Genomic DNA, 17,337 nt, shown 5'->3' on the forward strand with positions numbered 1-17,337 from the left:
CCGGATGGCCGCATGACTTGCCTGCATTTTACCCGTCGGGCGGCCCGGTGGCGGCATCTTCCAGACGTGGCGTCGGCCCCACGCGTGCGCGCCGAGCCGCCGTTTGTGGCTGAACCCGTCGCTTCTTTAGGCTACACTCGGCGCGATTTTTCGCTGCCCGTTCAACGCCTGCTTCAAGGAAACACCCCATGATCAACCTGTTCGTCGTGCAAAAAGGCCGTCTCGCGCAGGAACAGGTCGAAGAACGCAGCGAACTGCTGCAGCACAAGCCGATCTGGATCGACGTGATCGACCCCGACGACGAAGAACTGGCTTGGATCAAGGAAGCCTATGGCGTGGTCCTTCCGGAGCTGGAGCAATTAGGGGACCTGGAAGCATCCGCCCGCTACTTTGAAGGCGAAGACGGCCACATCCACATCCGCACCGATTTCCTGCTCGACGAAGAAACGACCTCCCGCAACGTGCGCGTGGCCTTCGTGCTGACCAAGGATGTGCTCTTCTCCATCCACGACGAAGATCTCCCCGCGTTCCGGCTGGTGCGCATGCGTGCGCGGCTGCGCCCGGGCTCGGTGCGCAACGCCAAAGATGTGCTGATGGATCTGTACGCCACCGACGCAGAATACTCAGCGGACTCCATCGAAGAAGTCTACGAACGCCTCGAAGATGCCAGCAAACGCGTGCTGGCCGATGAGGTGACCGATGCCGCCGCGGCCGATGTGCTGGAGATCATCGCCCGCGTGGAAGACTTGAACGGCCGGATCCGCCGCAACGTGATGGATACGCGCCGCGCGGTGTCCTTCCTGTTGCGCAGCCAGTTGCTCTCGGCCGACCAGCAGGACGAAGCGCGCCAGGTGCTGCGCGACATCGATTCCATCGAGAACCACACCGCGTTCCTGTCGGACAAGGTCAACTTCCTGATGGATGCCACGGTCGGCTTCATCAACATCAACCAGAACAAAATCATCAAGCTGTTCTCGGTGGTGTCGGTGGCGCTGATGCCGCCCACGCTGATCGCCTCGATCTACGGCATGAACTTCAAGGTGATGCCGGAGCTGGACTGGGCTGAAGGCTACCCCTATGCGATCGGTCTGATGATCGTGTCGGCGGCCATTCCGCTCATCTATTTCCGTCGCAAGGGCTGGTTGAACTGAGCGTCAGTCGGGAAGCGTCGCCGAGCCCATCCGGTTGGCGATGATGGTTGCCTTGCGCGTGAAGTTCACGTGCACGTTGGCGCAATAGCTCTTCTTGTCGAAGCACTTCGGTGCGGGCAGCGCCGCAGCCAGGCGCGCAGCCTGGCCTACCGTAAGTTGCGAGGCCGGGCGTTTGAAGTAATGCTGCGCCGCCGCTTCCGCGCCGAACACGCCCTCGCCCCATTCCACCGAGTTCAGATAGATCTCGAGAATGCGCTCCTTGTCGAGCCAGAACTCGAGCATCCACGTGATGACCAGCTCTTCGCCCTTACGCAGGTAGTGGCGTTCGCCCGAGAGGAACAGGTTCTTGGCCAACTGCTGCGTGATGGTCGAACCGCCCGCGACCACGTGGCCGCGCCGCTTGTTCTTCTCCCACGCATCGAGCATGGCGTCGACCTCCCAGCCGCTGTGCGAGACGAAATCGGCGTCTTCGCTGGCGATGACCGCGCGTTTGAGGTTGCGCGAGATCTGGTCGTAATTGACCCAGCGGTGGTCGACCTTGCAGGTGAAGACATTGGCACCGCACAGGCGCATGCGCTCGGCGCGCATGAAGCTGGTGGACGACGGATCGAAGAACTGCCAGCTCGCGATGGCGGCAAAAAAGTACAGGTTGAGCGCGACCACGCCCGCCACGAAGCAGCCGATCACGTAGCCGAACCAACGCATCATCGCAGGCCTTCGCTCAGGTTCAGCGAGGCGCACGCGCCGCAACCGCGGCTTCGCCCTGCAGCCCCTCGCGCATGGCGAGCAGCACCGGAGCGGTGTCCGGGCGCACGTCGCGCCAGACGAAGAACGATTCCGCCGCCTGCTCCACCAGCATGCCCAGACCGTCCCATGCGCGGGCGCCGTTGCGCCGGGCGAACTCCATGAACACCGTCGGGCGCGGACCGTACATCATGTCGTAGGCCAGGGCGTTGGGGCCGAACACGGTGGTCGGAATCGGCGGCACCTCGGCCTGCAGGCTGCTCGCGGTAGCGTTGATGATGACGTCGAAAACGTCGTCCGCAGCAAGCTCGTCATAGCCGCCGCCCACGAGTTCGACCTCGTGCAGCTTGGCCGAAACCTCGAAGCGGTCCACCAGCTTGTTGGCCCGATCGGCCGTGCGGTTGGCAATGAACACGCGCGCGGGCTTGTGTTCGAGCAGCGGCAGTAGCACGCCACGCGCCGCGCCGCCCGCGCCCAACAGCAGCACGCGTTCGCCTTCAAACGAGTTGCCGATGTTGTGGGTGATGTCGCGCATCAGGCCGACGCCGTCGGTGTTGTCGCCAAAAATCTCTTCGCCGTCGAACTTCAGCGTGTTGACCGCGCCGGCCGATTCCGCCCGCAGCGACAGCGACGTCGACATGGCATATGCATCGAGCTTGAACGGCACGGTCACGTTGAGCCCGCGCCCGCCTTCGCGCACGAAGGTCATCACGGTTTCGTCAAACGCGATCAGCTCGGCGTAGATGCGGTCGTAGCGGATGAGCTGCCCCGTCTGCTGCGCAAACGCGGCGTGGATGATGGGCGACTTGCTGTGCGCGATCGGGTTGCCGATCACGCCATAACGATCTGTGGGCGGCGCGCTCGCAGCGGCGAGGATGGCCTCTTGAAACGACGACGGCATGGACGACGAAATCAGCGGGTCTGCAGGTGGGTTTCCAGGCCTGCACGGGTGAACTTGAACGTGGCAACCACATCCTGGATGTCGACGCGCTTGCGCATCTCGGCCGGGAAGGCGCCAAACGGTGAAGACGAACGCACGATGGCTACAGCCTGGCGATCCAGCGCGGGGTTGCCCGAGCTTTTTGCGATCTCGATGCCTTCGATCTTGTAGCCGTCCTGGTTGTAGCCGAGCTGGCCTTCGCGGTTGATGCTGATCACGACGATCAGTTCGCCGTACAGCGGGCGGCCGTTCTGACTGGGAAAGTTTGCGGTGCCGCGGGCTTCGATCTTGCGGCGCACGGCATCGTAGTAGCGGGCGTAATCGACTTGGCGCGCGCTGGCGGCCGTCAGCACATTACGGCGCGGGCGCTTGGCGTAGTTTTCGAGGTTGCGGTCGATCTCGGCTTGCAGGCGGGCGATTTCGTCTTGCGTGGTGCGATCGTCGGTGCCGTTGGTGGGCGACGGCTGCGGGCGCTCGCCGGGCTTGACCTGACGATCGTTGACCAGCGGCGCACGCTCGGTCGATTGCGTAAGCAGGCGGCGCTGCTCCTGCTCGAGATATTCGACGCGGCGCTGCGTGAGCTTGATGGCGTCGCCGGTCTGCTCATTGGTGTCGGCGGGCAGCGGCGTGGTGGCGCGCTGCTGGTCGTATTCGCCGCCGCCGTTCAGGTTGACCTGCGCCACGGCCGTCGCCTTGGACGGGGCCGTCGATGACTTGGCATTGACCAGCACCACATCGAGGCCCGGATCTTCGCGCTTGATATCGAACGCCTCCGGAGCCACGACGCGTACGAACAAGAGCAGAACATGCACGGCCAGCGACACGACCAGTGCCTTGGTGAGCGTGCTGCTGCCGGACCAGTCCGGACGGTTTGCGAGGGCGGCCATGGCGTATTTCCTGGTCGATGCGCGAAGAATGAAGGTCAGACTGCGATTGTAGTTAGGCGGCGGCGGGCGTTCCACCGCTCTCGCCGCCCTGAGGCGGCGGCGCCACAGCAGCGTCGGCTTCTGCACGCGCTTCTTCCCCATCGGCGGCGGGTTGTGGTTCAGCCGGCACCTCAGCTTCTGTCTCTGCCTCGGCCAGTTCTGCTTCAATGGCTTCGGCTTCAGCTTGGGCGTCCGCAGCCGGGGCGAGAATCTCGACCACGCGGCACGACACTTCCAGGCTGATCTCATCGGTCTCCAGGATATCGAGCACGACATGCGTGCCGCGCGCCGTTTGCGCCAGCTCGGGCACCTTCGTCACCAGCGGAATGTCGGCGAAACGCACGGCGCCTTCCTTGAGCACCACGGCCTGCATGCGCGTGCGGTTCTCCTGCTTGAGCCAGCGCAGGCACCAGTAGCGCTCCATGGTCGACTGGTGGTCGGCGTAGGCGGCGTAAGTGGCTTCGAAGTCGGCCACGGCGGCCAGCAGGTCGGCATCTTTGGGCTTGAACGGCGCGATCAGCTTGGCCGTCACGCCGTGCTGCGCCACCGCTGCGATCTGCCACTGGTTGACCAGATCGACATAGCGACGCAGCGGCGAGGTACTCCACGCGTACTGCGCCACGCCCAGACCTTCGTGCGGCGCCGGATACGTCTGCATGCGCGTGCGGTGCATGCCCCACGCCTTCTGCGTGCGGTAGATGCCGGGCACACCGGCGTCAGCCAGCATGCGGCCCCACGTGCTGTTGGCCAGGATCATCAGCTCGGCCACGATCTTGTCCAGCGGCGAGCCGCGTTTGCGCTGTTCGATCCGCACGCGCTCGCCACCGCCTTCCGCCTCGGGAATCGGATCGATGTAGAACGAATAATCGCCCTTCTGCGCCCCCTCGGGCTTCAGGCCGCTGGCGATGCGGGCCTGCTGACGGCCGTCATACAAGGCGCACACAAAGGGCCACAGCACCGCCAGTTCAGCCTTGAACGGATAGTCGCCCGAGCCATCGGCGAGCGCGTCGGCGGTGATCACATCGTCGAGCAGGTTGTGGCGCAGGTTGGCCGCCACGGTCACCGATTCGCAGCGCGTCTCACTGGCGGTGACCGCCCACGTGGCGCGGTCGACCGTCACATACAGCGACAGCGCTGGGCACGCGCGCCCTTCCTGCAGCGTGTAACGATCGACCACCGACTCCGGCAGCATCGTGATCTTGTCGCCGGGGAAATACACGGTCGACAAACGCTGACGGGCAATCACGTCCAACGGGTCGCTACGCTGGATGCCGAAGCCCGGCGCGGCAATATGGATGCCGATGCGCACGGTGGCGTCATCAATGGGCGCGACGGAGATGGCGTCGTCGATTTCCGTGGTAGTCACGTCGTCGATCGAGAAGGCGCGCACGTCGGCGGCCGGCAGCTCCATCGCCGGTTCCGGCACGGTCACGTCCGGGAAGCCGGTGCCCTTCGGGAAGCACTCCGAGAGGAAGCGGGCCTCGTGCAGCGCGCGGGCGTTGGCGATGCCGCCGACCGCCACCATCAGGCGCATCGGCGACAGGCCCAGCGCGGTGCACGCCGCATCGAGCGCCTTGTATTCGAGGCTGTTCTTGTCCGGCTTGAACAGCAGCTGCAGCGTCTTGCCGCGGAAGGCCTCCGGCAGGCGCATCGCCTTCAGCTCGGCTTCGTACTCGGCCTGCAGGGCGGCTTGCTGCTTCTTGCGCTCCAAACCTGCAAGCGCGGCCTTCAGCTGATCTTCGGGCGCGCGCTGATAGCGGCCGCGGCCCTTGCGGCGGAAGTAGATCGGTGAGCCGTGCAGCGCGATCGCCAGCGCGGCTTGCTGGGTGGCATTGGCGCCGGCGCCAAAATACTCACCGGCCAGATCGGTAAAGCCGAATTCTTCAGTCGAAGCGCATTCCCAGAGGAAGTCCAGGTCGATCTCTGCCGACAGCGCCTGGGCGGCCTGCGACAACTCGCCGGCGGACGGCTGCGCGAATTGCAGCAACACGTCGCGCGACTTGACCTTGGTGCGCTTGGCGCTCGGCAACTCGACCTGATAGGCCTCGCCCTGTTGGGACAAGACGGTGCCCGCGCGGATCTCGCCGCCTTCTTCAAACAGCAACTGCATGGATTTGTATGGATTGCGGCACTCGCACGAGCGAGCGTCACTTTGAATGAGGTGGAATGGCCGCGCCGCCCGACGTTACAACGTCACGCGCGGCGATCAAAAGTTGGGGGCGATGATACCGCACTGGCCCGCCGCCCGGCCCGCGAAAATACGCTTACCGCGGCGGGTGGAAGTCAGCCAGCGCGGGTAGGAAAACCTCCGTCACGAGCATCGCGCTTGCCCCGCGCCGGAACACTGACCGGCGGGCCGGCAGCCGTGACGTGCCGGCGACAGGCGCATCGCCCAGCGCGTCGTGCGCGCGGCGCACCAGCGGGTGGCGCGCATCCAGCAAGGCGAATTCGAAGTCCCCGCGCTGCACACGCGGATCGGCAAACAGAGAATGCCCCAGCGGCTGCGTCCCGAGCGCTTTGAGGAACGGCCAGTCGAGCGCCACGCTGCGCGGATGGACGATGGTGTGGGCATACACCACCGGAATCTCGTCGCAGATCAGCAGAACTTCGCGCACCAGCGTCTCGGCGGCGCGCGACATGCCCAGGCAACGCCACTCGTCGCGTAACGGCATCGCGCGTTGCTGACCGAGCAATTGCACGCGAAAGCGCGACGATGCCGCACGAAGACGTGCCGTTAGCGAGTCCGCACCCAGGGCCCAACGCGCCCAATGCCGGTCATAAACGACAGCCGGGGGCAGCGCGCTGCGCCACAGGCTACGCGGATACGACGGCGAATCGGTCATGCGGCGTCGAAGGGGTGTGCGGCCAGCAACTCTGCAGGAATACCGCAAAAGACGAGCACTTCGTCCATGTACTGCGCAAAATCGCTGATACCGTGGTCGCTGCCGTCGATGACGCGCGTGGCCGCTCCCGGAAAGTGAGCCAGCATTTCGCGGTAGTCGAGCACCTCGTCGCCCGTCGTTGCGAGCAGGTAATAACGCTCGGGCTGCGTGATAGCAGGCACGGCGAGCGCGCGCAGCTCGTCCAGATGGTGCGGCTCGACGCGGATCGTGCCGCCGCCGTGCCACAGCGGCTGTTCCCCGACATATTTGGCGAGATCCCGCTCCGGGCGGGTGGCCGGATTGAGCATCGCCGCCCGGAGCCCGTGGCGCTCCGCCAGCCAGGTCGCATAAAAGCCTCCCAGCGACGAGCCAATGAGCACCGGTTGCGCGCCTTCACGCGCGCTCAACTCGGCAATCAGCGCCTCGGTTTCCGCCATCGCCTGGCGCGGCGAGACGGGCAATGCCGGGCAAACGTACCGACCCGCCAGCCCGACCGAAGCCATTCGCTGGCCCAGCAACTGCGCCTTGAACGAGCGCGGCGACGAACGGAATCCGTGCAGATAGACGATGGATGCCGGCATATCGACTCAATTCGCGGCGTTGGCCTGTTTTGCGAGTGCGTCGAGCAGTTTTTGATGGACGCCCCCGAAGCCGCCATTGCTCATGACCAGCACATGGTCGCCCGGGCGGGCCGCAGCGGTGACAGCGTCCACCAAAGCGGTCAGGTCAGAGAACGTGTTTGCACGCGCGCCCAAAGGCGCCAACGCGCCAGCCAAATCCCAGCCGATGGCGTCGCGGCCGCTGGCGGCGCCGTAAGCAAAGATCTGGTCCGCGCCGGACAGACTCTCGGGAAGCGCTTGCTTCATCACACCGAGCTTCATGGTGTTGGAACGCGGCTCCAGCACGGCCAGAATGCGACCTTTGCCGACGCGACGGCGCAGGCCTTCGATCGTGGTGCGAATGGCCGTGGGGTGATGAGCGAAATCGTCGTAGACCGTGACGCCGTTGACCGTGCCGCGCACTTCCATCCGGCGTTTCACATTTTCGAAACGGGCCAGGCTCTCAATGGCTTGTGCGGGCGGCACACCGACGTGGCGTGCAGCGGCGATGGCAGCGACGGCGTTCATACGGTTGTGGTCGCCCTGCAGTGCCCAACGGACGCGACCCTGCGCTTGCCCGGAAAAAACAACATCAAAGCTATCGTCCTCGCCCAGATTGGCGATTTTCCAGCCCTCGCCGTCTTCTGCGCCGAATCGCTCGACTTCGGACCAGCATCCGCGCTCAAGTACGCGGGTGAGACTGTCTTCGCGACCATTGACGAGCAACCGCCCCTGGCCGGGCACGGTACGCACCAAGTGGTGGAACTGGGTTTCAATCGCGGCGAGATCGGGGAAGATGTCGGCGTGATCGAACTCCAGATTGTTCAAGATGGCCGTGCGAGGACGGTAATGGACGAACTTGCTGCGCTTGTCGAAGAAGGCCGTGTCGTACTCGTCGGCCTCGATGACGAAGAAGTCGGATTCAGTCAGCCGCGCGGACAAGCCGAAGTTGCGCGGCACCCCGCCAACCAGGAAGCCGGGGTTATAGCCGGCGTCCTGCAATATCCAGGCAAGCATCGACGTGGTGGTCGTCTTGCCGTGCGTGCCGGCTACGGCAAGCACCCATTTCTGGCGCAGTACGTTGTCGCCCAGCCATTGCGGGCCGGAAATGTAGGGCAGATTGCGATCCAGGATGGCTTCCATCAACGGATTGCCACGGGAGATCACGTTGCCGATCACGTAAAGGTCGGCGCCGATGGACAGCTGTTCCGGGTCGAATCCTTCAATCAGTTCGATACCCTGAGCCTCAAGCTGGGTGCTCATCGGCGGGTAGACGTTGGCGTCGCAGCCAGTGACGCGGTGACCGGCCTGACGGGCGATCAGGGCAATCCCGCCCATGAAGGTGCCGCAGATTCCAAGGATGTGGATATGCATGGGTGCCATCTCAACTTCGTAGCGCCGCATTGTACCTGCGGCTTCAGGCGGGTCCGCGCGCTTCAGTAAAATAGAGCCATGTCCAAACGCCCCACCCTCGACCCCGCCCGCGTGCGGGAGGAAATCGCCATCACCGCCGCCCGCATGATCGCGGAAGACGGCGCCGACTACGCCACGGCCAAGCGCAAGGCGGCCCGCCAGGTGCTCGGCACGGAATCGCGCACGCCTGGCGAATGGCTACCGGACAACGAACAGGTCGAAACCGAAGTCCGCGAATACCAAGCGCTGTTCCAGGCAGAATCGCAGCCGCGCGTGCTGACGTTGCTGCGCCGTATCGCCCTGCTGCTGATGGAGGGGCTGGCAGTCCATAACCCGTACCTCGCTGGCGCGGTCTTTAACGGCACCGCCAGCGAGCATTCCGACATCCACCTGCAAGTCTTCTGCGACAGCCCGAAAGACGTGGCAATCTTCCTGCTCAATGCGGGCGTGGATTTCGATACAACAGAGAGCGCTCACTTCGCCGGCCGCGACGAGGTGGAAACGCTCAGCTTCCTGTGGCGCGGCCAGTGGCCGGCCGGGCCCGAATCCCGCGACTTGGCGCGTGAGTTGCGCGCTGAAACGGGCACGCCGGTCGGCGTCCATATCGCCCTATATGACATGAACGATGTGCGCGGCGCGCGCCGCGCGGACGCCACCGGCAAGACCCAACGCGGCGACGCGGCGGCGGTGCGCGCCCTCCTGTCGCAGGGGTGATCCGCCGACAGGAGTACAATCCCGCACGCTCCGCCTCTGTCTATATATAGAGAGACCTCCGCAGAACCATGTCGCGCCGTACCACTTTGACCGCTTTGTTGATCGCAGGCCTCGTTGCCGCGGCCGCGGGCGTCTATTTCGGGCATCGCGCTACCGCGCCCAAGACGCCAGCCGACAATGCCGTCGCCGCGTTCTACGGCAGCAAGCTCCCGGACGCCAATGGCGCGCCGCTGGATCTGGCAGCGTTTCGCGGCCACCCGGTAGTGATCAATTTCTGGGCACCGTGGTGCGGTCCTTGCGTGGAGGAAATGCCGGAGCTGTCTGCGCTCGCGCAGGAGCAAAAGGCAAAAGCAAAGTTCGTGGGCATCGGTATTGACTCAGCCGCCAATATCCAGACGTTCCTGAGCAAGGTCCACGTCACATACCCTGTCGCCGTGGCGGGGTTTGGCGGGACGGAACTGGGCCGGCAGTTCGGCAACGAGGTGGGCGGACTTCCGTTTACTGTGATCCTTAATTCACAAGGCGAAATCACTTTCCGGAAGATGGGCCGGGTGCATGCCGACGAACTGCGAGAAGCCCTGCAGCGCACGTGAATATGGAAAAACGTCATATGACGTTCATGTGCACGTAACTCCCCTTCTTCTTCGGCAAAAGCGTAGAGGTGACACACAAGATCGGTGAAAACACCGATTTGTTGAGAGTTTTTCAGCAAAAACTAGACAAAGCATTCTAAGTTGCTGTAAATTGCGCCCAACTTCGCTCAACCGGTCCAAACCGTGGCTGATAAACCCATCGCCAAAGCGCTTCGCAACGTGCTCGTACTGCACGGCCCGAACCTCAATTTGCTGGGGACGCGCGAGCCGGAAGTCTACGGTGCAACCACGCTCGCCGACATCAATGCTGCCTTGGTTGAACGCGCCACTGCGCGCGGTGTGACGCTGGCGCATTTCCAGTCGAACCATGAAGGCGCGCTGGTGGACCGCATCCACGCTGCCAAGAGCGAAGGCGTTGAATTCATCATCATCAATCCGGCCGCCTACACGCACACCAGCGTGGCGCTGCGCGATGCGCTGGCCGGCGTGGTGATCCCGTATATCGAAGTCCATCTGTCCAACGTGCATCGTCGTGAGCCGTTCCGCCATCACTCGTATCTGGCAGACCAGGCGGTGGGCGTGATTTGCGGACTGGGCTGGCGCGGCTATCTGGCGGCGCTGGATTTCGCAATCGATCAACACGGCGGCTGATCAGCCGTCTACTTCCTTTTATTTTCAACCACTTAACCAACGCAACGACGCCAGCGCCTGGAGCGCCTTTGACCGATGCGCTGAAGAGCCATTCGCGCGCATCGACCGCCCAGACCGCCGACGCTGCAGGAGAACGTTCATGGATTTGCGCAAGCTGAAAACGCTGATCGACCTGGTGGCCGAATCGGGCATTTCGGAACTCGAAGTGACCGAAGGCGAAGGCAAGGTCCGCATCGTCAAGTCGGCGCCGCAAGTGGTGGCCCCGATGCAATATGCGCCGATGCAGATGCAGGCCGCACCGGCTGTCAGCGCGCCCGCCGCAGCAGCGCCGGCCGCCGTCGGCGCCGAAGCAGCGTCGCCCGCCCTGCCGGCCGGCCACATCGTGACGTCGCCGATGGTCGGTACGTTCTATCGCTCGCCGTCGCCGGGCGCAGCGGAGTTCGTCAAGGTGGGCGACACCGTCAAGGAAGGCCAGACGATCTGCATCATCGAAGCGATGAAGCTGCTCAACGAGATCGAAGCGGACAAGGCCGGCGTGATCAAGGAAATCCTGATCGAAAACGGCCAGGCGGTGGAATACGGCCAGCCGCTGTTCGTGATCGGCTGATCCTCCGGCATCTGCCCCCTCATCGTGCGGCGCACAGCGTGCCGCATCCGAGCGCGAGCCGGCGCACCAGGGCTGCCACTGAGCGCAGCCCGGCCACAGCGCCCTCGCCTCTCCTTTTTGTAGCGAGAACACGATGTTCGACAAGATCCTGATCGCGAATCGCGGCGAGATCGCTCTTCGCATCCAGCGCGCCTGCCGCGAACTCGGCATCAAGACCGTGGTGGTCTATTCCGAGGCGGACAAGGAAGCCAAATACGTCAAGCTGGCCGACGAAGCCGTGTGTATCGGCCCCGCACCGTCGCCGCTGTCGTACCTCAACATGCCGGCCATCATCTCGGCCGCCGAGGTGACCGACGCCCAGGCCATCCACCCCGGCTACGGCTTCCTGTCGGAAAACGCCGACTTTGCCGAGCGTGTGGAGCAATCCGGCTTCACCTTCATCGGCCCGACGCCCGAATCGATCCGCCTGATGGGCGACAAGGTCTCGGCCAAGCAAGCGATGATCAAGTCCGGCGTGCCGTGCGTGCCGGGCTCGGAAGGCGCCCTGTCGGAAGACCCGAAGGAAATCCTGGCAACGGCCAAGAAGGTCGGCTATCCGGTGATCATCAAGGCAGCTGGCGGCGGCGGTGGCCGTGGCATGCGCGTGGTGCACACCGAGGCCGCACTGATCAATGCCGTCAACATGACGCGCGAAGAAGCCGGCCGCGCCTTCGGCAATCCGGAAGTCTATATGGAGAAGTTCCTGGAGCATCCGCGCCACGTGGAGATCCAGGTTCTGGCCGACCAGCACCGCAACGCCATCTGGCTGGGCGAGCGCGATTGCTCCATGCAGCGCCGCCACCAGAAGGTGATCGAGGAAGCGCCGGCACCGCACATTCCGCGCCGCCTGATCGAGCGCATTGGCGACCGCTGCGCCGAGGCCTGCAAGAAGATCGGCTACCGCGGCGCCGGCACGTTCGAATTCCTGTACGAGAACGGCGAGTTCTACTTCATCGAAATGAACACGCGCGTGCAAGTCGAACACCCGGTGACGGAGATGATCACGGGCGTCGACATCGTGCAGGAGCAGATCCGCGTGGCGGCCGGCGAAAAGCTGCGCTTCCGCCAGAAGGACATCGTGCTCAAGGGCCACGCCATCGAGTGCCGCATCAACGCGGAAGATCCGTTCAAGTTCACGCCGTCGCCGGGCCGCATCACGTCGTGGCATGTGCCGGGTGGCCCGGGCGTTCGTGTGGATTCGCACGCCTACAACGGCTACTTCGTGCCGCCCAACTACGACTCGATGATCGGCAAGGTCATCACGTACGGCGCCACGCGCGAGCAAGCGATTGCCCGCATGCGCATCGCCCTGTCGGAAATGGTGGTGGAAGGCATCCAGACCAACGTGCCGCTGCACCGCGACCTGATGCTCGACGCCAACTTCGTTGAAGGCGGCACCGACATCCACTACCTGGAGCACCGTCTGGCGCAACAGGAAGTGGCCAAGGGTGGCGGCAAGTGACGTACCGGGAATGCGTGCTCGAAGTGGCGCGCGACGACGCCGAAGCGTTGTCCGAAGCCCTGTTTGATCTCGGCGCGCTGTCGGTCTCGGTGGAAGACGCCGATGCCGACACGCCTGAAGAGCAACCGCTCTTTGGCGAGCCTGGCCACGAACCGACACGGCTGGCGTGGAACCGCTCGCGCGTGGTTGCACTGCTCGCCGACGATGCCGATCCGGCATTGCTGGTGGCAGCCGCAGCTAACGAGATCAACCTCTCGCCGCTCCCTGCGTACACCGTGCGCGAAGTCGAAGAGCAGGACTGGGTGCGCGTGACGCAATCGCAGTTCGAGCCCATCCATATTGGTGAGCACATCTGGGTCGTGCCGTCCTGGCACGATGCGCCGGAACCCGACGCCGTGGTGCTGGAATTGGATCCGGGGCTCGCGTTCGGCACGGGCAGCCACCCGACAACGCGCCTGTGCATGGAATGGCTGGAGCAGCACGTGCAAGCCGGCGAGCGCACACTCGACTACGGCTGCGGCTCGGGCATTCTGGCCATCGTCGCCAAGAAGCTCGGCGCCGGAGAAACCGTCGGCGTCGACATCGATCCGAATGCGGTCGAAGCCTCGCGCTACAACGCCGAGCGCAACCACGTCGAAGCCGCGTTTGCGTTGCCCGACGACGCACCGGAAGGCACGTTTGATCTCGTCGTCGCCAACATCCTGTCGAATCCGCTCAAGCTGATGGCGGCCATGCTGTGCGCGCGCGTCCGTCCGGGCGGCCGGTTGATTCTGTCAGGCGTGCTCGAGCGCCAGGCAGAAGAGGTCGCGGCCGCGTATGCCTCGGCCATTCCGCTCACGGTGTGGCGTGCACGTGACGGCTGGGTCTGCCTGCATGGTGTGAAGCCCGCGTAATTTCACCGCATCGCGCGCCGGTGTCGCCTGCAAAGGTCGACGCTGGCGCCGCTGTCTGCAATACTCGCGCGGTCGGCTTTTTTCTCCTCGTCCCGCATGGCAACTGCGCCACAAGCTGCGCCACGTTTGGCGGCCCGCTGTCCCAACTGTCAAACCGCATTCCGCGTTGTCGCCGATCAGCTTCGTCTGCGCGGCGGTCTCGTCCGTTGTGGGCGCTGCAATCACGTCTTCGATGGCCGCGATCATCTGATCGAATTGGGCGCCATAGCCACGCCTGCGGCACCGGCCCCCGAAGCACCGCAGCTTCCGCAATCGCCCGAACCCGCCGCTCGCGTAGCGCCACTTGCGCCGCCCGTCGCCCCTGAACCCGAAGCGCCCGCAGCACCTCCCGCTGCAGAGGACGACCACGGCTTCGGCATGACGCTGATCTGGGAAGAAGACGTTCCCGATGAAGGCATCGCGGAAGTTCATCTGGGCGAAGTTGAAGGAGCAACACCTGCGCCCGACGTGCAATCGACCGCACCCGACACGCGTCCGCTACCGGACGAAGCGCCAATCGAGCACGCTGTCGATCCCGCCGCTGAACCAGCGCAGCAAACACGAGCGCCAGAACCGTCCGCGCCGCCCGCCGATCCATTCCACGGCCTGCCACCCATCCGCGACCTCGACGACGAGGAAGACGCGTTCGCGGCGGCTGTCCCCAAGCAGCCGTCGGCAGACTTGCCGGTGGAACCAGCCATCGCGCCCGCGGCGGCTCCGGCAGCGACGAGCCCCGCGGTGGCAGCGGTCTCGGCCCCTGCAAAGCTTGAGACCGAGAAGCACGATTCGGTCTGGATGCGTCACGAAACCGATCCGCATACGCTTTTTGCGCCGGTGCGGCGCCGCCATGGTCAGGCACGTCGCGCGCAATCCGAGCCGACCGGCCCGACGCCGCAGCGCACGCTGACTGGCGCGCCGCGTCCGCGCAAGGTGCGTGGGCCGAATCACGGTGTCTCTGCCGCGACGCTGGATTTTCTGCGTGCCGCACAGGCCCGCGAGCAGGCGCGCAAAACGACCGGACGCCGTGCCTTCGCGCGCGTCGCGATTGGTTTGCTGACAGCGCTGGCGGTGGCGCAACTGCTCTTCCTCGCTCGCGCCGAGATCGCCCGACGCGCGCCGTCCACACGCCCGATGTTGGAAGCCCTGTGCCAGCCGTTGCATTGCACGATTGCGCCACCGCGTGACCTCGATGCACTGCAGATCGAATCGTCGCAACTGCAGCGGCAAGAAGGCGACGCGTCCGACCAGTACGTGTTGACCGCGACGCTGCGCAACCGCGCCGGCGGCCCCATCGCCCTGCCCGCCATCGAACTGGTCACGACCGATCTGCAGGACCAGCTGCTCTCGCGCCGCGCGCTGCTGCCCAGCGACTACCTCAACCCGAGCGACAGTGCATACAGCAAGTCAGGGCTGCCCGCCCGCGCCGAACTACCGATTCGGGTACGATTCCAGTCCCAGCGCCCGACGGCCAATTACCGGGTCCTGATTTTTTACCCCTGAATTTTCACCCCTGGCTTAGAGCCGCTAACAAGAACCTGCCGGCCCGGCGTGCCGATGCAGACGCCAGGAGAGTCTTGTTAGCGGCTTTTCCCCAACACGCATCAAAGGAAGGAGTAACACCATGGCAAACGTGACCCTTGGCGGCAACCCGATCGAAGTCGGCGGCCAATTCCCGACCGCAGGCTCGAAGGCCCCCGCATTCACGCTGGTCGGCGCAGACCTGAAGGACGTCTCGCTCGCCGACTTTGCCGGCAAGCGCAAGGTTCTGAACATCGTGCCGAGCCTGGACACCCCGGTGTGCGCCACCTCCACGCGCAAGTTCAACGAAGCCGCCGCCAAGCTGGACAACACGGTCGTGCTGTCCATCTCTGCCGACCTGCCGTTCGCAGCCGGCCGCTTCTGCACCACCGAAGGCATCGCGAATGTGAAGCCGCTGTCGACCTTCCGCGACAAGGGTTTCAAGCAAGCCTACGGCGTCGACATCACGTCGGGCCCGCTGGCTGGCGTGACCGCCCGCGCCGTCGTCGTGCTCGACGCCGACGACACCGTCCTGTACTCGCAACTCGTGCCCGAGATCAAGGACGAGCCGAACTACGACGCGGCCCTGGCTGCGCTGAAGTAAGCTGAACTGACTGCATCGAGACCGACTTCCGGTCTCTTGTTCATCACACGGCCGTCCACTGGGCGGCCGTGTCATATCTGGAGTGCTTCAATATGGCCAGCGTGATCTGCGGCTCGGTTGCCTACGACACCATCATGACGTTCGACGGACACTTCCGCGAACACATCCTGCCCGACAAGATCCACATCCTGAACGTCTCCTTTCTGGTGCCGACCATGCGCCGGGAGTTCGGTGGCTGCGCAGGCAACATCGCTTACACGCTGAAGATGCTCGGCGGCGAGCCCATCATCATGGGCACGGTCGGCCAGGACGCAGGCCCCTACCTGGACTACCTGAAAAAGCTCGGCATCTCGACGGCGCATATCACGGAGGTGCCGGACACGTTCACCGCGCAAGCGATGATCACGACCGACCGCGACAACAACCAGATCACCGCCTTCCACCCAGGCGCGATGAGCCATTCGAGCATCAATTCGGTCAAGAATGCGCTGCCGGCCCGGCTCGGCCTCGTGGGCCCCGACAGCCGCGAAGGCATGCTGCACCACGCCACCCAATTTGCCGAATCGGGCGTGCCTTTCATCTTTGATTTGGGCCAGGCAATGCCGCTGTTTGACGGCGCCGACCTCCGCCACTTCGTTGAACTCGCCAGCTACGTGGTGGTCAATGACTACGAAGCGCAGGTCATGCTGTCACGCACGGGCTACAGTGCGGCAGAACTTGCGCAGCGCGTCGAGGCTTACATCGTCACGCGCGGGGAAGAAGGGGCGGAGATTTACGCCGGCGGCAAGCAGTACACTATTCCGGTCGTGCCGGCCGAACGTGTGGTCGACCCAACCGGATGCGGCGACGCCTTCCGCGGCGGCCTGCTCTACGGCATCGAGAACGGCCTGGACTGGGATACCACCGGCCGCCTCGCCAGCCTGATGGGCTCACTCAAGATCGCTTGCCAAGGCCCGCAGAATCACGGCCTGCCCGTCGACGAGATTGCGCGACGCTTTGAATCCGCTTTCGGGTACCGGTATCAATAAGGAACGAACATGAAACCCATCTATCGCATCGGCGCCGCGACTCTGCTGGTCGCCGCCCTTGGCCTGCAAGGCTGCGCCATGGGCACCAACTCCAACAGCGCCTACACCTCAGGGCAGGCGCAGCGCGAGCAGACCGTGCGCTTCGGTACGGTAGATTCCGTGCGCAATGTCGTGATCGATCGTGAGCAGACCGGCGTTGGCACCATTGCCGGCGGCGCAATCGGCGGCATCGGTTCGGCTGCAGCCATCGGGCGCGGCAACGGCTCGGTGGCGGCGGGTGTGCTCGGTGCGATTCTCGGCGGCGTCGCAGGCAGCGCGCTCGAAGGTCAGATGAACAAGCGGCCTGGCCTGGAAATCACCGTCAAGCTCGACAACGGCGAGTACCGCGCCATCACGCAAGACGCGGACGAGGCGTTCCGTCCTGGCGAGCGCGTGCGCCTGCTGTCATCGGGCGGGGGGGGGGGGGGGGGGCGGGGGGCGGGGGGGGGGGGGGGGGGGGGGGGGGGCGGGGGGGGGGGGGGGGGGGGGGGGCGG

General features: G+C 64.7%; 17 protein-coding genes and 1 pseudogene. 11 read left to right on the forward strand and 7 right to left on the reverse strand.

Annotation, left to right across the window (positions count from 1 at the left end):
• The first annotated feature begins 188 nt into the window (after positions 1–188).
• On the forward strand, positions 189–1,151 hold the full coding sequence (gene corA / locus R2669_RS10330) for a magnesium/cobalt transporter CorA (protein ID WP_102066831.1): 963 nt from the start codon (positions 189–191) through the stop codon (positions 1,149–1,151).
• Positions 1,152–1,154: 3 nt separating this feature from the next.
• On the opposite strand, the gene mtgA is transcribed toward corA, so the two are convergent.
• The 7 genes from mtgA to mpl all read right to left on the reverse strand — a co-directional run bounded on the left by mtgA (position 1,155) and on the right by mpl (position 8,616).
• Positions 1,155–1,859: a monofunctional biosynthetic peptidoglycan transglycosylase gene (gene mtgA / locus R2669_RS10335; protein ID WP_316890081.1), complete on the reverse strand. Its 705-nt coding sequence runs from the start codon at positions 1,857–1,859 to the stop codon at positions 1,155–1,157.
• Between the two features lie 19 nt (positions 1,860–1,878).
• Positions 1,879–2,796, reverse strand: a complete 918-nt coding sequence (gene aroE / locus R2669_RS10340; protein ID WP_147214572.1) for a shikimate dehydrogenase — start codon at positions 2,794–2,796, stop codon at positions 1,879–1,881.
• Between the two features lie 11 nt (positions 2,797–2,807).
• Positions 2,808–3,722: an energy transducer TonB family protein gene (locus tag R2669_RS10345; RefSeq protein WP_147214573.1), complete on the reverse strand. Its 915-nt coding sequence runs from the start codon at positions 3,720–3,722 to the stop codon at positions 2,808–2,810.
• A 52-nt stretch (positions 3,723–3,774) separates the two neighbouring features.
• On the reverse strand, positions 3,775–5,871 hold the full coding sequence (locus tag R2669_RS10350) for a ribonuclease catalytic domain-containing protein (RefSeq protein WP_316899942.1): 2,097 nt from the start codon (positions 5,869–5,871) through the stop codon (positions 3,775–3,777).
• A gap of 154 nt (positions 5,872–6,025) precedes the next feature.
• The gene (locus R2669_RS10355; protein WP_316899944.1) at positions 6,026–6,604 is read right to left on the reverse strand and encodes a chorismate--pyruvate lyase family protein; all 579 of its coding nucleotides are present in this window, start codon (positions 6,602–6,604) and stop codon (positions 6,026–6,028) included.
• On the reverse strand, positions 6,601–7,224 hold the full coding sequence (locus R2669_RS10360; protein ID WP_316899946.1) for a YqiA/YcfP family alpha/beta fold hydrolase: 624 nt from the start codon (positions 7,222–7,224) through the stop codon (positions 6,601–6,603). The genes R2669_RS10355 and R2669_RS10360 overlap by 4 nt, the downstream gene beginning before the upstream one ends.
• A gap of 6 nt (positions 7,225–7,230) precedes the next feature.
• Positions 7,231–8,616 (reverse strand): UDP-N-acetylmuramate:L-alanyl-gamma-D-glutamyl-meso-diaminopimelate ligase, encoded by a 1,386-nt coding sequence (mpl, locus tag R2669_RS10365; protein WP_316899947.1) that lies wholly within the window; start codon positions 8,614–8,616, stop codon positions 7,231–7,233.
• A 78-nt stretch (positions 8,617–8,694) separates the two neighbouring features.
• On the opposite strand from mpl, the gene R2669_RS10370 reads away from it, so the two are divergent.
• From R2669_RS10370 to R2669_RS10415, 10 genes and pseudogenes are all read left to right on the forward strand, one after another.
• Positions 8,695–9,369 carry a UDP-N-acetylmuramate--alanine ligase gene (locus tag R2669_RS10370; protein ID WP_316899948.1) on the forward strand — a complete coding sequence of 225 codons (675 nt, stop codon included), beginning with the start codon at positions 8,695–8,697 and terminating at the stop codon, positions 9,367–9,369.
• 68 nt (positions 9,370–9,437) lie between these two features.
• Positions 9,438–9,962, forward strand: coding sequence for a TlpA family protein disulfide reductase (locus tag R2669_RS10375; protein ID WP_316899950.1), 525 nt, complete (start codon positions 9,438–9,440; stop codon positions 9,960–9,962).
• 183 nt (positions 9,963–10,145) lie between these two features.
• Positions 10,146–10,613 carry a type II 3-dehydroquinate dehydratase gene (aroQ, locus tag R2669_RS10380; RefSeq protein WP_147214580.1) on the forward strand — a complete coding sequence of 156 codons (468 nt, stop codon included), beginning with the start codon at positions 10,146–10,148 and terminating at the stop codon, positions 10,611–10,613.
• A 139-nt stretch (positions 10,614–10,752) separates the two neighbouring features.
• Positions 10,753–11,220: an acetyl-CoA carboxylase biotin carboxyl carrier protein gene (gene accB, locus R2669_RS10385; protein WP_027680361.1), complete on the forward strand. Its 468-nt coding sequence runs from the start codon at positions 10,753–10,755 to the stop codon at positions 11,218–11,220.
• A 133-nt stretch (positions 11,221–11,353) separates the two neighbouring features.
• Entirely contained in the window at positions 11,354–12,721 is a 1,368-nt protein-coding gene (gene accC, locus R2669_RS10390; RefSeq protein ID WP_147214582.1) for an acetyl-CoA carboxylase biotin carboxylase subunit, read from the forward strand.
• Positions 12,718–13,614, forward strand: coding sequence for a 50S ribosomal protein L11 methyltransferase (gene prmA / locus R2669_RS10395; RefSeq protein WP_316899951.1), 897 nt, complete (start codon positions 12,718–12,720; stop codon positions 13,612–13,614). The genes accC and prmA overlap by 4 nt, the downstream gene beginning before the upstream one ends.
• A 96-nt stretch (positions 13,615–13,710) precedes the next feature.
• Positions 13,711–15,153: a DUF3426 domain-containing protein gene (locus R2669_RS10400; RefSeq protein WP_316899952.1), complete on the forward strand. Its 1,443-nt coding sequence runs from the start codon at positions 13,711–13,713 to the stop codon at positions 15,151–15,153.
• Between the two features lie 121 nt (positions 15,154–15,274).
• Positions 15,275–15,775, forward strand: a complete 501-nt coding sequence (tpx, locus tag R2669_RS10405; RefSeq protein WP_004632960.1) for a thiol peroxidase — start codon at positions 15,275–15,277, stop codon at positions 15,773–15,775.
• A 92-nt stretch (positions 15,776–15,867) separates the two neighbouring features.
• Positions 15,868–16,803 carry a carbohydrate kinase family protein gene (locus tag R2669_RS10410; RefSeq protein WP_147214585.1) on the forward strand — a complete coding sequence of 312 codons (936 nt, stop codon included), beginning with the start codon at positions 15,868–15,870 and terminating at the stop codon, positions 16,801–16,803.
• A 9-nt stretch (positions 16,804–16,812) separates the two neighbouring features.
• Positions 16,813–17,259, forward strand: a pseudogene (locus R2669_RS10415) (outer membrane lipoprotein); the annotation flags it as partial.
• Between the last annotated feature and the right edge of the window lie 78 nt (positions 17,260–17,337).

It is taken from the genome of Ralstonia edaphi, from assembly GCF_958350185.1.
GTDB classification, from domain to species: Bacteria; Pseudomonadota; Gammaproteobacteria; order Burkholderiales; family Burkholderiaceae; genus Ralstonia; species Ralstonia edaphi.

Excerpts from the sequence above, each read along its gene's own strand:
- corA (WP_102066831.1), top strand. The coding sequence starts at position 189 with ATGATCAACCTGTTCGTCGTGCAAAAAGGCCGTCTCGCGCAGGAACAG.
- mtgA (WP_316890081.1), bottom strand. The coding sequence starts at position 1,859 with ATGATGCGTTGGTTCGGCTACGTGATCGGCTGCTTCGTGGCGGGCGTG.
- aroE (WP_147214572.1), bottom strand. The coding sequence starts at position 2,796 with ATGCCGTCGTCGTTTCAAGAGGCCATCCTCGCCGCTGCGAGCGCGCCG.
- R2669_RS10345 (WP_147214573.1), bottom strand. The coding sequence starts at position 3,722 with ATGGCCGCCCTCGCAAACCGTCCGGACTGGTCCGGCAGCAGCACGCTC.
- R2669_RS10350 (WP_316899942.1), bottom strand. The coding sequence starts at position 5,871 with ATGCAGTTGCTGTTTGAAGAAGGCGGCGAGATCCGCGCGGGCACCGTC.
- R2669_RS10355 (WP_316899944.1), bottom strand. The coding sequence starts at position 6,604 with ATGACCGATTCGCCGTCGTATCCGCGTAGCCTGTGGCGCAGCGCGCTG.
- R2669_RS10360 (WP_316899946.1), bottom strand. The coding sequence starts at position 7,224 with ATGCCGGCATCCATCGTCTATCTGCACGGATTCCGTTCGTCGCCGCGC.
- mpl (WP_316899947.1), bottom strand. The coding sequence starts at position 8,616 with ATGCATATCCACATCCTTGGAATCTGCGGCACCTTCATGGGCGGGATT.
- R2669_RS10370 (WP_316899948.1), top strand. The coding sequence starts at position 8,695 with ATGTCCAAACGCCCCACCCTCGACCCCGCCCGCGTGCGGGAGGAAATC.
- R2669_RS10375 (WP_316899950.1), top strand. The coding sequence starts at position 9,438 with ATGTCGCGCCGTACCACTTTGACCGCTTTGTTGATCGCAGGCCTCGTT.
- accB (WP_027680361.1), top strand. The coding sequence starts at position 10,753 with ATGGATTTGCGCAAGCTGAAAACGCTGATCGACCTGGTGGCCGAATCG.
- accC (WP_147214582.1), top strand. The coding sequence starts at position 11,354 with ATGTTCGACAAGATCCTGATCGCGAATCGCGGCGAGATCGCTCTTCGC.
- R2669_RS10400 (WP_316899952.1), top strand. The coding sequence starts at position 13,711 with ATGGCAACTGCGCCACAAGCTGCGCCACGTTTGGCGGCCCGCTGTCCC.
- tpx (WP_004632960.1), top strand. The coding sequence starts at position 15,275 with ATGGCAAACGTGACCCTTGGCGGCAACCCGATCGAAGTCGGCGGCCAA.
- R2669_RS10410 (WP_147214585.1), top strand. The coding sequence starts at position 15,868 with ATGGCCAGCGTGATCTGCGGCTCGGTTGCCTACGACACCATCATGACG.